General features: G+C 61.2%; 10 protein-coding genes. 2 read left to right on the forward strand and 8 right to left on the reverse strand.

From position 1 onward, the window contains the following. Positions 1-3 precede the first annotated feature (3 nt). The 6 genes from NBW56_RS09045 to NBW56_RS09070 form a co-directional block, all read right to left on the reverse strand. Positions 4-933, reverse strand: a complete 930-nt coding sequence (locus NBW56_RS09045) for a DUF979 domain-containing protein (protein ID WP_074297621.1) — start codon at positions 931-933, stop codon at positions 4-6. Then, complete coding sequence (locus NBW56_RS09050) at positions 930-1,643, reverse strand: DUF969 domain-containing protein (protein ID WP_250258910.1); 714 nt, start codon at positions 1,641-1,643, stop codon at positions 930-932. Before NBW56_RS09050 ends, NBW56_RS09045 begins: the two co-directional genes overlap by 4 nt. 105 nt (positions 1,644-1,748) lie before the next feature. Continuing rightward, complete coding sequence (locus NBW56_RS09055; protein WP_250258911.1) at positions 1,749-2,018, reverse strand: exodeoxyribonuclease VII small subunit; 270 nt, start codon at positions 2,016-2,018, stop codon at positions 1,749-1,751. Between the two features lie 21 nt (positions 2,019-2,039). Then, positions 2,040-3,308: an exodeoxyribonuclease VII large subunit gene (xseA, locus tag NBW56_RS09060; protein ID WP_349815709.1), complete on the reverse strand. Its 1,269-nt coding sequence runs from the start codon at positions 3,306-3,308 to the stop codon at positions 2,040-2,042. A gap of 163 nt (positions 3,309-3,471) precedes the next feature. Next, complete coding sequence (locus tag NBW56_RS09065; protein WP_250258912.1) at positions 3,472-8,034, reverse strand: lamin tail domain-containing protein; 4,563 nt, start codon at positions 8,032-8,034, stop codon at positions 3,472-3,474. 127 nt (positions 8,035-8,161) lie between these two features. Continuing rightward, on the reverse strand, positions 8,162-9,361 hold the full coding sequence (locus NBW56_RS09070; protein WP_250258913.1) for a DNA recombination protein RmuC: 1,200 nt from the start codon (positions 9,359-9,361) through the stop codon (positions 8,162-8,164). A gap of 89 nt (positions 9,362-9,450) precedes the next feature. Between NBW56_RS09070 and ychF the strand changes: the two genes are divergently transcribed. Continuing rightward, positions 9,451-10,554, forward strand: coding sequence for a redox-regulated ATPase YchF (gene ychF / locus NBW56_RS09075; RefSeq protein WP_250258914.1), 1,104 nt, complete (start codon positions 9,451-9,453; stop codon positions 10,552-10,554). Next, a complete protein-coding gene (locus NBW56_RS09080) occupies positions 10,551-11,624 on the forward strand; it encodes a type I restriction enzyme HsdR N-terminal domain-containing protein (protein ID WP_250258915.1) in 1,074 nt (357 codons plus the stop codon). The genes ychF and NBW56_RS09080 overlap by 4 nt, the downstream gene beginning before the upstream one ends. Positions 11,625-11,843: 219 nt before the next feature. Here NBW56_RS09080 and NBW56_RS09085 read toward each other — a convergent pair whose 3' ends face one another. Both NBW56_RS09085 and NBW56_RS09090 read right to left on the reverse strand, forming a co-directional pair. Continuing rightward, on the reverse strand, positions 11,844-12,725 hold the full coding sequence (locus NBW56_RS09085) for an IS3 family transposase (protein WP_016664107.1): 882 nt from the start codon (positions 12,723-12,725) through the stop codon (positions 11,844-11,846). Continuing rightward, positions 12,695-12,979 (reverse strand): transposase, encoded by a 285-nt coding sequence (locus NBW56_RS09090; RefSeq protein WP_016664108.1) that lies wholly within the window; start codon positions 12,977-12,979, stop codon positions 12,695-12,697. Before NBW56_RS09090 ends, NBW56_RS09085 begins: the two co-directional genes overlap by 31 nt. Positions 12,980-13,130: the final 151 nt, after the last annotated feature.

Below are 13,130 nucleotides of genomic sequence, written 5' to 3' on the forward strand. Positions count from 1 at the left end.
CAATTAGAACGCGAGGGTGTACATCAGCACGATATGGACAAGCAAAAGCAGCGTGGCTGTCACGGCTTGAGACTTGATGACTCCGTATTTGTCTTTCATCTCCAGCAGAACAGCGGGTACCACGTTGAAGTTGGCGGCCATGGGCGTAAGGAGCGTGCCACAGTAGCCTGCGGTCAGGCCGAGCGCCGCCACCACGATCGGGTTTCCACCCTGCGCGACGACGAACGGGATGCCGATGCCTACGGTGATCACGGAGAACGCCGCAAAGCCGTTCCCCATAATCACGGTGAACAGTGCCATCCCCACGCAGTAGGCGATGACGCCGATGAGGGGATTGTGCGCAGGAATGACCTTGGCGACGGTGTTCGCGATGACCTCGCCCACACCCGCGGCGGTGAACACCGCGCCGAGCGCTGCGAGAAGTTGGGGCAGGATCCCCACCGGCCCGACGTCCATCGTGAGGCGCGCACCATCGACTGCCACGAACTTTGCGGGCGCCTTCGTGACGACGAGCCCCACGACGGTGGCGAGCACGGCGCCGGTCCCCACCGCGAGGTAGGTGGGCATCTCGAGTTTCTGGTACACGGTTGCCGCGACGAGCGCGAAAACAGCGAGGGACAGCGCAGGAATAAAGACCTTGTAGCCGAGTTTCGAAGCGCGTTCCTCAATGTGCGCGGGGTCGGGGCGATCCACCGCGGCGGGCTTTACACCCCACACGGCGGTGATCGTGGCAAGCACAATGACGCAGATGCCGATGAGCCACGCCGGTACCCAAGGACCGGCGATAAACGCGAACGCGAGAATGAACCAGAAGGATGCCGCCGGGATGCGGTTCTTGAGTGCGGCATCTTTCCCGCACAGGCCGCCTGTGATCGCGAAGATCACGCCGACGAGGATGAAGAAAAATTCGCCGATGACGATATCGGGGGTCATGCCTTCACGCTCCCTTCAATGCCGGCCGATGCAGTGCCGGAGGTCGATTCTGCGCGGAGGCGGCGGTCGAGAAGGAAGTTGCGCACGACGCCGAAGATCATGGTCGCAATCGCGACGGGAATCGACCACAGTGCCACCGAGAGTGGGGTGACCTGGGTGTAGCCCTGCTCCGCCATTGTCGACACGATGAGCAGAACGCCCGGTGCACCGAGGAACAGGTTCTGCGCGAAAAAGTTGCCGAAGTTATCGGCAGCGGCGGAGGCGCCCTTAATCGAGTCGCGCTGCTTCTCGGTGATCGAGCCGAACTTCGCCTCGGCAGCGCCCTCAGCCATCGGTGAAATGAGCGGGCGCACGAACTGCGGGTGGCCGCCAAGTTGAACCGAGAATGCGATCGCAACTGCGCGAATCAGCTGGTAGAGCGAAAGGACAGTGCCGGTCGTCGCATTCTTGACGGATCCGATGAGGTCCACGGCTTTTTGCTTGAGGCCGTAGCGCTCACAGATGCCGACGACGGGCAGGGTCAGGATAAACAACGTGGCAACGCGCTGATCGGTGAACGACTGGCCGAGAAGGGTCAGCAGTTCCAGTGGGCTCAGCCCAGCCACGAGGCCAGTAACCAGACCGGCTACGACCACGACGGCAAGCGTGTCTCGTTTGAGCACGAAGCCCACCACGATAATCACGATGCCGATGAGCTTCAGGTACTCCATGAGTAGCCTTTCTCATAACGGTAAGTAAGTGTGCGCAGTCACTCTAGTCGTTACAAAACGGTGACGTCGAGTCGTGCACAGGCGTGAGACGCCTCTTCGCGTGCGCTATTCCTGCGAAGCGTCTTCGTCGGGCACATCCTGCTGGCGCTCGAGTGCGCGGTCGAGCCGTTCGCGTGCTCCGTCGAGCCACTGCGCGCATCGCTGAGCGAGAAGCTCGCTGCGCTCCCACAGCGCGATCGATTCCTCGAGCCCGCTCTGGTTGCGCTCGAGGGTTTGCACGATTGAAAACAGCTGGTCGCGGGCCTCCTCGTAGCCGAGCTCCCGAATATCCTCGGGAAGTTGTTGTGTCTCGTCTTTCGCGTTCTCGTTGTCCATAGCTTTTCCCTTCAGCTTCTGTTATTCCTCGCCGAGCGACGTTGCGCTTACGCGGCCACCCGCGAGCCTGATGGAGAGGCGAGCGCCCTCCGGCGCTTCGCTCGGATGGGTGAGCGCTGAGCCATCTGTGCCCTGCACGACCGCGTAGCCGCGCTCGAGTGTATGCAGTGGTGAGAGCGCCCGAGCTTGATCGGCGAGGGCCCTCACGCGCTCGCGGGCGCGCTCGAGAGCAATCGTGACCGATGCGCGAGCCGAGGCAATAGCCCCATCGATCACTTCGGCGTGGCTTTCGATCATCGTGTGAGGCTCGGCGAAGGCCGGCCGCGCTCGAACCGCAGCGAGAGCCTCTTTCTCCCTATCGATTCGTGAAGTAAGCGCGGAGTAAGCGCGCCTGCGGGCCTCATCCAATTGCGTCCGTTCAACGACCATGTCGGGGACGACGGTCTTTGCCGCGTCAGTCGGGGTCGATGCGCGATAGTCCGCGACGAGGTCAAGCAGGGGCGTATCGACCTCGTGTCCAATGGCCGACACGATCGGTGTGCGAGCCGCTGCGGCAAGCCTCACGAGGGACTCATCCGAGAACGGGAGCAGGTCCTCGAGGGAGCCGCCGCCGCGGGAAATGATGATGACGTCGACGTCCTCGCGCGCATCAAGCTCACGCAGTGCTTCACTCACTTCCGCTACCGCCTTCACGCCCTGAACTGCCACTTCACGCGTGGCAAAGCGCACTGCTGGCCACCGCTTTTCGGCGTTCACGATCACGTCGCGCTCCGCCGCGGATTTACGGCCGCAAATGAGCCCGATTGTTCGTGGAAGGAACGGCAGCGGGCGTTTGCGATCAGCGTTGAACAGGCCTTCGTTGAAGAGCGTGCGCTTGAGTCGTTCGAGGCGCTGAAGAAGATCGCCAATTCCTACGGCCCGGATGTCGTAGGCATCGAGTTGGAGGCTCCCGCGCCGGCTCCAAAAAGTGGGCTTACACTGCACCACGACCTCGCTACCTTGCTGCGGCTCGAGGTCAAGCTTGGCGAATGCGCTCGCGCGCATCGACACTGAAAAACTCGCATCCATGTTGGTATCGCGAAGAGTCATGAACACGAGAGCGCCTTTGCCTCGGCTCACCTGCACGAGCTCGCCGCGCACCCATACGACGCTCATGCGGTTCACGTAATCGCGTACCTTGTGGCTCAAGAGCGCTACGGGCCACGGGCGTTCCGCAGTCGTTTCCGCCGCCGTTGCGGGTAGCGCCGGGACGTTCTCTCCCTCCGCTGCGTACATGCGGCTGTGGTTCACGCCTCGCTTGTCCATATCTCTACTGTGCCAGAACTGGGGCAGTTCCCGTGGGCTCCGCCCGTTAGTGTGGACAATCCACCGGCAAAGAAAGGCCGACGCCACCCTGTTTCGGGTAGCGCCGGCCCTTTGGATAGACCGCTCGCTTAAGCGGGGCTCATGCTACTCAGCGCGAGAAGCGGCGAGAGCGGAGAATCGCGATACCGCCCGCAACGAGCGCGAAGCCTGCCGCGAGAATTCCTGCTACCTCAGCGCCCGTGCGCGGGAGCCCATGCGAGGGCTTCGCTGGCCTGGCGGCGGAGGAAGCGTCGGACCCGTGCGAGCCCTTGCCCGGCTGCTCCTTGCCAGAGCCAGTGCTGCCTGTGCTGCCGGTGTTGCCGTTTTCAGGCTCGCCGCCCTTGCCGGGCTTTCCGCCCTCACCGGGCTTGACCGTGCCGTCCGGATCGACGGTCGTGCCGCCATCCTGGCCGCACTCGGCCCTCGTCACAGAGGCGCTGCGCACCTCGCTGTAGTGCTTCGCGCCGTACGGGTCGGTCGTGAGCGTGTACCACGAGAACTCGCCCTCGGGCAGATTGCTCGCGGGGACACTCACGGTGTCGCCGGAGGCGACGCCGTCCTTGTGACCGAATTCCTTGGTCGTGAGCACATCGATGCGTGCATCGTTCGTCGTGAGGTTCTTATCCTCGGGCTTGATTCCGAGCGTGCTGTAGGGCACCTCGAAGTGTTGGACGTTGCCCTCTTCCTCTTCAAACATCGGGTCGTCGGAGTCGTAGTCCTTGAGCGACGGTGAGTAGGTGCGGATGATCATGCGACCGTTCTTGTTATCGAAATGCATGAGGCGGAGGTAGCCGAGGCCGCCTTCGGGAAGGCCCTGGTAGTCGAACAGCATCTGGGTCACGATGCGATCCGGGGTGCCGTCGCCGTTGTCATCGAACTTGTCGTAGCGTGTGTGAGCGTCGTGGTAGTGGCCGCTCATGACCGCGCGCACGTTCGGGTTGGTCGCGATGACTTCGTCGTAGATCCGCTGCGGGATCGGGCCAAGGCCACCGGTGGTGAGCATGTACTCGTGCAGCTCAATGAAAGCGATGCGCTCGGGGTACTGGGCGAGCACCTCGTTCATCCACTCGATCTCCTCATCGCCCGGGCCCCAACCCATGTACAGGATGATGTAGTCCTGGCCTCCGGCGCTGATGAGGTCGTAGTGGCCGCGGTTGTCCTTGTAGCTACCGCCGTACCAAGGGTTGTTCTCATAGCGCTTCTCGCCGAAGTACTTGCTGTACTTCGAGTAGTCGCCCGCCTGGTGATAGACGTCGTGATTGCCCGCGAGCACGCCGTAGGGGAGTTTCGCGTCGTCGAGCTTCTTGTAGGTCTCGTCGGCGCGGACCCAGCCCTCGTCATTCGGGAACTTATCGACGATGTCACCCGTGTGGAAGAGGTACTGGAGGTTCATCTTCTCGCGCACGCGCAGCAGGTAATCGTGAATCGCGAGCTGATGCTTGTAGATCTTCGGATCATCGTTGTAGTACTGGGTGTCGGTCTCCCACGCGAACGTGTAGTCGTAGTCCGAACGCGGGGTGTCTTCTGCGTGCTCGCCGGGTTCTGCTCCCATGCGATCGGAGAGGTCCGCACCGGCGTATCCAACACCCTGCTGGACGAGAGCCTTGATCTCGCCATCCACATTGTGGTTCTTGAGCGGGACGATCGCTTCGAGCTTTGCCTCGCCAGACTTGCTATCCGTGAGGACCGACTGGACTTCTTCCCAGCCGTTCTTCTCGGTGTTCCACACGAGCAGGCGCACGCGCTGTCCCTTGTTGGAGGCACCGGTCCAGCTCACGCGAATCTCCGAGTCTTCGCCTGCGCCCTCGGGCACGGCGGTCGAGAACTCGTGGAAGGGAAGTGCCTCACCCGCAGTCGTCGTCTCGCCGGCCTTGATTGCATCGCCCTTGCGGTCTGCTTGATCGGCGTCGTGGACGCTTCCCGCGCTGCCCGCGAGCGTGCCTTCGCTCAGCGAGGTCGTGTAGCCCTCGCGGAACGACACCGTGAGGTTGTCCTTGCTCGGGTCAGTCGCGGTCGCCGAGAGCGAATCGTCCACGCACACGTTCAGGCCCGCGCCATCCGCCGTATCAAGGGTGGCCGACGGTTGCTCGACGGGCGTCGTGAACGTGATCGTCTTTTTCGACTCGTTACCGAGCTTGTCCGTCGAGACGATCGACAGCGTGTGCGTTCCCGACGCAAGGGTAAGCGAGGAGAACTTCGTGCCGGATTCGACCTTCTCGCCGTCGAAGGTCGCGGACGTGCTCGCAACGCCGGAGCCGGCGTCGGTCGCCTCGAAGTTCACCGCGAACTCACCGCGCTGCTCGGAGCCATCCTCAATCGAGGACGTGATCGTCGGGGCGGTGTTGTCGACGATAACGGTCGTCTCAACAGTGTCGCCGGCAGCATTCTTACCGAGAACCTTGTGTTCGCCGTCAGCGACCTTGGTGGTGTCCCACTGGTAAGCGTTGGCGGTGTAGGCGTCGTCCGGAATCATGAACTTCGCGTTGAGAATTTCGACCTTGCCCGGCGAATCACCCATCTGGATGATCTTTTCGGGGTTGCTTGCCTCAACGAGTTTGCCGTTCGCGCCGTCGTAATCGGCGGCGCGCAGCGTGCGGCCGTCGGGGAGTACCAGGCGAGCGTTGCGCGCGTTGAAGTCGTCGTTGTTCTCGTTCGGGTCGATGCCGGGCTTGGCCTTGGTGCCCGCCGCGACGTCAACCTGGAGTGACTCGCCCTTCGTGACGTACTTGAGCGGGACATCGGCGGTCACGGTTTCCCAGTTCTCGTAGAAACCCTTGTCGAAGATTGTGAGGACCTCGTCCTTGACGAGCACGCCGTTGCGGAAGAACGCATCGGTTTGCGTCGCGTCGATGGCGAAGACGGGCTCCTTTTCGAGCGAGGGAATATCCGCGTTGACCTCGGTCCCGTCAACGGCAAGCGTGCGAGTGTCGTTCTCGTGATCGCTCGCAACCGAGAGGCGGGTCATGCCGCTCACGTACTGCTTTTCCGAGACGTTGAGGCGAACCGGGCCCTGCTCGGCCCCTTCGACCGCAACGCGAGTCAGCGGAATAGTGGCGATGTTGGTACCGTCGGAGGCCTCAACCGAATACTCGAAGTACTTCTTCCCCGTGAGGTCCGCCTGGGGGATCGTGAGGGTGAAGGTGCCATCCTCGTTCGCGAGGAGGTCCTTGACCATCGGCTTATCGTCGGTGTTCGACTGGAGGGAGACGGTGAGGCGACGAACCTGGACGTTATCGGTCGCCTTGATCGTGATCTGGGCGTCCTTTGTCGGGTCGAGGGACTTGGCGGTCTGATCCACCAGAGCTGGCTTTTCGGTGTCCTCGTTGAGCTTGACGAGTTTCGAGGGAACCTTCGCGGGAGCCGCCTGACCAGGCGTCGCTTTCGAGACCTCTCCGATCTCGCTCACCTGGAAGTTTTCGGGATTGACCGCGTAGTGAATGCCCTGATCCGCCTGGGTGTCGTCGCGTCCGTCCTCGTTGTAGAAGACACGGCTTACGGTCTGGCCCGTGCGGGTCTGAATCTCCATACCGCGAAGCGAGCCGTTGGCCATGCCGCCCACGTGGGACTCGACAATGGTGAGGCTGTTCGGATCAACACCGTAGTTCTTGGCGAAGTCGTCGACGGTCTTATCGTCGTTGTGGCCGTTCTTGATCCACACGATGACCGTACCGCCGGGCTCGACGACCTTATCGGCGGGTTCCATGGGCCACACGGCCTGGTTGCCCATCTTGCGGCCCGCACCGGGGTATTGATAGGCGACCTGGTAGTCAGCAAGGCTGATCGGCTTGGTGGTCGGGTTGTAGATTTCAATGAATTCGTAACCGTCGCCCTCACCGGTGTTGGTGGAATCGGGAACGAGCTCGGTGATGAGGAGCTGGCCAACAGTCGTGTCGGCCGCCGGGCCGGGGACGTCTTCGGTGGGTGCGGGCTCAGCCGGCTTCTCGGGCTGAGGCTCTGCACCGCGGTTCTCGAGCTGCTTCGGGTCAACCTTGCCGGCGGTGGGAGCAGCCGGGCCTTCGAGAACCTCGAGACTCTTCACGCTCGAATCGGCAGGGGTGCGGAACTGTGCGGACTTGTCCTCAGCGACCGAGCCCTTCGTGTAGAACGAGCGCGAGACTTCTTTGCTGTTCGAGTCGAGAACGCGAATGCCGCGGTTGCCGCCGTTGGCCATGCCCTTTTGACCAGTGACGCGCTCGACGCGGGCGGAAGCGTCCATGCCCCACTGAGTGCGGAATTCCTCTACGGTGTGAGCGCTCGAATCCACCTTGCCGTCATCGCTCGTGTAGCTCAGCCACAGGGTCACGGTTTCCCCGGCAGCGACATCAATCGGCTTCTCAGGTGCGAGGGTGACGTCCTTTGCGGTGCTATCGCTGTCTTCATAGATGTAGGCGAACGAATAGCCGCCCTCACCGATCGTGAGGGGCTTGTCGGTCGTGTTGGTGACCTCGAAATACTCGTAGTGGTCCGAGCCCGCATTGTTCGGGGCAATTTCAGTGACGACGAGCGGCCAGGTGCTCGCGGGGGCTGCTTCGGCAGTGGTGAGGGTTGAAGGAGCAATGCCGGCGGGAACGATCGCGGGGCTCGCGACGAGTGTGACGCCGAGCGCTGCCGCGGCGAGGGACTTGGAGTAAATGCCAGGAGTGCGGCGCGTGCCGCGTGACTGAGGAGTCATACCCTTCACTTTCGCTCAGTGGATGATGGGAATTTGCGGGGAAGTGCCCTCCAAATTGCTCCGGGAAATTAACAAACCAGTAAAGAAACGGTTGTTATTTGCTGTACTCGCCATGTACGAGTCGAAATCACGCATTCAGGTTGTGCGGATCAACCTCGCGTGCGAGCTGGGTCACTGGTTCGACTTCTTCGAGGGCGCCACCGACGATGTGAAGCTCTTCCATTGAGCGTGCCGCGGGCATTACTCGCGCCTCGTACGAACCCACCGCGTTGTTGAACGCCCGCACCGACGAATCGAGCGAACGGCCGAGTTTCGCCAGGTGCCCTCCGAGAATGCCGAGCCTCTTATGCACCTCGCGACCTGCTTCGAGCACGCGAAGCGCGTCCTGGTTCAGTGCGTCCGTGCGCCACGTGTGGGCGACGGTGCGCAGCAGCGCCATGAGGGTCGCGGGAGAGGCGATCACGACATCAAGCGTGAAGGCGCCATCGAGCAGCCCGGGATCCGCCTCGAGCGCTCCAGCGAGAAGACCGTCGCTCGGCACAAACAGCACTACGAATTCGGGTGAATCTCCAAGTGAGGCCCAGTACGACTTCGAGCTGAGGTGCGTGACGTGCGATCGCAGTGCCCGCGCGTGGTCCGCGAGGTATTTCGCCCGTTCGTTTTTCTCCGTGGCCTGGGCAGCACGTAGGTACGCATCCATGGGTGCCTTCGCGTCCACGACGATGGTGCGGCCGTGACTAAGGTGCACGACAAGGTCGGGGCGCTGGTTCTTCTCTCCGCTCACGTTTTTCCCGTTGAGCTGTTCGGTGAAGTCCGTGTGCTCGAGCATGCCCGCGGCCTCGACGATGCGCCGCAGCTGCACCTCTCCCCACTGGCCTCGGCTCGTGGGGGCTTTGAGAGCGGTCACGAGGGCGTTCGTCCCCATGCCCAGATCGCGTGTGCGATCCGAGAGATTCTTCAACTGCGAGGCGAGGTCGCCGTCGGCCTTATTGCGTGCCGCCTCCGTGCGCGCAACTGAGCGTTCCAAACTCGTGAGGGTTTCCGAAATGGGGGAGAGGGTTCTGGCAAGCTGCTCCGAGCGCGCGGCATCGACGGCCTCGCGCTGAGCCGAATCGCGCTCAAATCGCTCCGAAGCGAGTTGCAGAAGCTGGGTGCTCGACGCGTTCACCGCGCGTGCCGCGAGTGCTTCGATGTCGGCTCCGCTCGCGGAAGCCCTGGCTTCAGCCGCGCGAACCCGCTCGCGCATGAGGATCCACATGACCGCGGCTCCGAGAACAGCCCCGATGAGCAACGGAAGGAGAACGGTCACAAGAGTCGAAAAGTTCATGCTTCTACCTCACCACGGGGGTGAGACATTTAAAGTGCGGCACGCCCTGAGGAAGGCAAGCGTCGGACCCTGCCCCTAGAATGAAGGGCGTGGCTTTGACAATTGGAATCGTTGGCCTGCCCAACGTTGGTAAATCGACCCTGTTCAACGCGCTCACCCGTGCGGAGGTGCTCGCGGCGAACTATCCGTTCGCGACGATCGACCCGAACGTCGGTGTGGTGCCGCTTCCGGACTCCCGCCTCGCGCGACTCGCCGAAATCTTTGGCAGCGAGAAGATCCTGCCCGCGACCGTGAGCTTCGTGGACATCGCCGGCATCGTGAAGGGCGCGAGCGAAGGCGAAGGCCTCGGCAACAAGTTCCTCGCAAACATCCGCGAGGCCGATGCAATCTGCCAGGTCACCCGCGCCTTCAGCGACCCCGACGTCACGCGTGTTCCCGGCTCCGAGACCCCCGCGGGCGACATGGAGACGATTTCGACCGAGCTTATCCTCGCCGACCTCCAGACGATCGATAATGCCCTTCCGCGCCTCGAGAAAGACACGAAGCGCAAGGTCATCGATGCCGCGATCCTTCCCGAGGTGCTCAAGGCCAAGGAACTCCTCGAGTCCGGAAGCACCCTCTTCCAAGGGGCCGACGGCGCCGGAATTGACGTGTCGCTCCTCAAAGAACTGCAGCTCATGACCGCCAAGCCGTTCATCTACGTGTTCAACACCGATGAAGAAGGGCTCGCGGACACCGCGATGCAGGAGGAACTGCGCAAGGCCGTCGCGCCTGCCGAAGCGATCTTCCTCGACGCCAAGTTCGAGAGCGAGCTCATTGAGCTCGAGGCCGACGAAGCTGCGGAGATGCTCGCCTCAACGGGCCAGGAAGAATCCGGCCTCGACCAGCTCGCCCGAGTCGGATACGACACCCTCAACCTGCAGTCCTACCTCACGGCCGGGCCCAAGGAATCGCGTGCCTGGACCATCCGCAAAGGCTGGACCGCACCCCAGGCCGCAGGTGTGATTCACACCGACTTCGAGCGCGGCTTCATCAAAGCCGAAATCGTTTCCTTCGACGAGCTCGACGACGCCGGTTCCATGCAAGAGGCGAAGGCCCGCGGCAAGGTGCGCATGGAGGGCAAGGACTACGTTATGCAAGACGGAGACGTCGTCGAGTTTCGATCAGGACTAACGTCTGGCGGTAGAAGGTGAGCCGCCCAGTTGTCCAGAGCGATGCGCCGCATGGCGGGTTTGCGATTGTCCCGCCCGGCAAAGTGCTCGAATTCATCGACGGCGCCACGTTGAGGCAGGACACGCCCGAGGAGTATGTCCGTCAGGAGATCCTCAAGTCGCTCGTGCGCGAGTACGGGTACGACAAACGCGACATTCGGGTCGAATTCCCGCTCAAGTTCGGTAGTCGACGGGTCCGCGTCGACATCGTGGTGTTCCCGCCCGACCTTCGGGCGTCAGAGCAGACCCAATCAACTGCCTGGCTCATCATTGAGTGCAAGAGCGCCAAGGTCCGTCCCTCAATGAAGAAGGACGGTGTCGAACAGATGCTCAGCTACATGGCCGCATGTCCGAACGTCGAAGTCGGCATGTGGACCAACGGTGAGGATATGGCGAGCTACGCCTTTGAAACGGGGACGTCTGGCCAGCGGGTCTCCGTTGAGATCCCTGACATTCCCCACTGTGGTGACAGTGCTGAGGCGGGCACGCCGCGTTTCGACCAACTGCGCCCGGCTGCATCGGACTCTTTGCTGTTTGCTTTCCGGAGGGCTCACAGCTATATCGCTGGTAATCAGGGGATGCAAAAGCCGGAGGCGTTCTGGGAGCTGCTGAAGCTCATATTTTGCAAGATCCAGGATGAACGTGATTCCAGCTCGCCGCAGTTTTACGCAACACCTAAGGAACGTCAGAACATGACTGGCCTGATGCGGTGCTCCTCGCGGATCGGGAAGCTATTCGAGAACGTCAAGACTCAGTACCCTCAGATTTTCAAACCAGTCGAGCAAATCGAACTCGACCCTAAGGTTCTGGCATACATTGTCACGCAGCTTCAGATGTTCTCGTTGCTTGACTCCGATGTGGACGTCAAGGGTAAGGCGTATGAAGAGGTCGTAGGTTCGAACCTTCGCGGGGACCGAGGAGAGTTCTTCACCCCCCACAACGTCTGCAACATGATGGTCGAGATGCTGGACCCCAGCGACAAAGACCTCATACTTGAAACTTTCATTCCACGACGGATACAAACGCGCGCGAGCTACGATTTGGCCGCCTGACTGGTTCACTCCGCAATCCATGAGCAATTTGAGAGAATGCCATCCAACCGACGACTTAGGGGCAAGTAATGACTGGCGAAAATAGGCAGCTCGATGCAAAGGAAATAAGCGTCGGCAGGCTACTTAATGATGGAGACTACGAGTTTGTCATCCCTGAATACCAACGCCCTTATGCCTGGGGCGTCGAGTGGAGTGGCCTAAGAATTAGGCCCACTCGGTTTAAGTGTTGACCGTGTTTTCTTGTTTCCATTGTTCCGCGTATTTCCGTGGGCTGAGGTAGCCGAGTGAGGAATGCGGATGGAAGTTATTGTAACGTGATGACCATTGGGCCACGAGTAGGCGGGCATGCTCGAGATTCTCGATACTGTTGTCCTCCAAGAGTTCGTCTCTCATCCGGTTATGGAAAGACTCAACGAACCCGTTATGCCAGGGCTGGCCTGGTGGGATGAATGCCTGGATTGTCTCACCCTCGGCTGCCCACTCCTGGAGCGCATGAGCGATGAACTCGGGCCCGTTATCCATCCGGATCACCCGCGGGCGCCCGCCGTGCTCCAGACAAGCCACGTCAAGGAGTTCGGTCACCGAGACCGCGTTAATGTTCTTGTCGACCGTGAAGGCGAGGTGTTCGCGGGTGTATTCATCGATAATGTTACAGATTTTGATTGTCTTGCCGTGCCAGGTTGAATCGAACTGGAAGTCCAACGCCCACACGTTGTTCGGGTACTGGCCGGCAGGAACATCACGATGGGTATCGGCAGCTAGACGCTTGAGCTTCTTCCTAGGCAAGACACGCAAGCCCTCTTCACGCCAGATCCTGCGGAAAGTCTCGCGGCATATCCCGTACCCTTCGGCGAGGGCGTTTCTCCAGGCGCGCCGGTGTCCCCACCGGCGATGATCCTTAACGAAGTCGTGCATCCACGCCCGTAGGTCCGCGTACTTATCCGGCTTGTTCTCGCGGGTCCTAGCGCGCCGGTAAGCACTGCGAGAGAGCCCAACAATCTGGCAGGCAAGTCTTTGGGAGTAGCCCAGCCCGACCAGATGCCAGACGGCATCATGGCGGCGAGCTGGGCTTAGAAGTTTCCCTCCGACAATTCTTTCCACGCAGCCTTTTCCAGCTCTGCCTGACCTAGGAGGCGTTTGAGGCGCGTGTTTTCCTCGCGCAGGCGCTGGAGCTCTTTCGCCTCGCTCTTGGTCATCGCCCCATAGGTAGCCTGCCACCTGTTCAACGTGGCTTCGCTAATCCCCAACGTGGTCAGGATCTGAGCTGTAGTTGATCCCGATTCCTTCAATTCCCGCGCCCTATCGAGCTTACGAACAATCTGCTCGGGAGTATGCTTGCTGAATTTCTTCACCATTCATCCATTCTCCCCACCCACAGGCAGGGCATCAATGGACAGCACTCAAGTCACCTGGACCTAAAAACCTAGAGCACTCCAGGTTCGGTATGACGTAGTCTGTACTTCGGCGTGTCGTAGATTTGTGAGATTATTCGTGCTAACCACTATA

Origin of the sequence: Dermabacter sp. Marseille-Q3180 (assembly GCF_940792985.1) — a bacterium.
GTDB lineage: Bacteria > Actinomycetota > Actinomycetes > Actinomycetales > Dermabacteraceae > Dermabacter > Dermabacter vaginalis.

Bases quoted from the DNA above. Each gene is read 5' to 3' on its own strand.
- NBW56_RS09090 (WP_016664108.1), bottom strand. From the start codon at position 12,979: ATGGTGAAGAAATTCAGCAAGCATACTCCCGAGCAGATTGTTCGTAAG.
- NBW56_RS09055 (WP_250258911.1), bottom strand. From the start codon at position 2,018: ATGGACAACGAGAACGCGAAAGACGAGACACAACAACTTCCCGAGGAT.
- NBW56_RS09045 (WP_074297621.1), bottom strand. From the start codon at position 933: ATGACCCCCGATATCGTCATCGGCGAATTTTTCTTCATCCTCGTCGGC.
- NBW56_RS09070 (WP_250258913.1), bottom strand. From the start codon at position 9,361: ATGAACTTTTCGACTCTTGTGACCGTTCTCCTTCCGTTGCTCATCGGG.
- NBW56_RS09065 (WP_250258912.1), bottom strand. From the start codon at position 8,034: ATGACTCCTCAGTCACGCGGCACGCGCCGCACTCCTGGCATTTACTCC.
- NBW56_RS09050 (WP_250258910.1), bottom strand. From the start codon at position 1,643: ATGGAGTACCTGAAGCTCATCGGCATCGTGATTATCGTGGTGGGCTTC.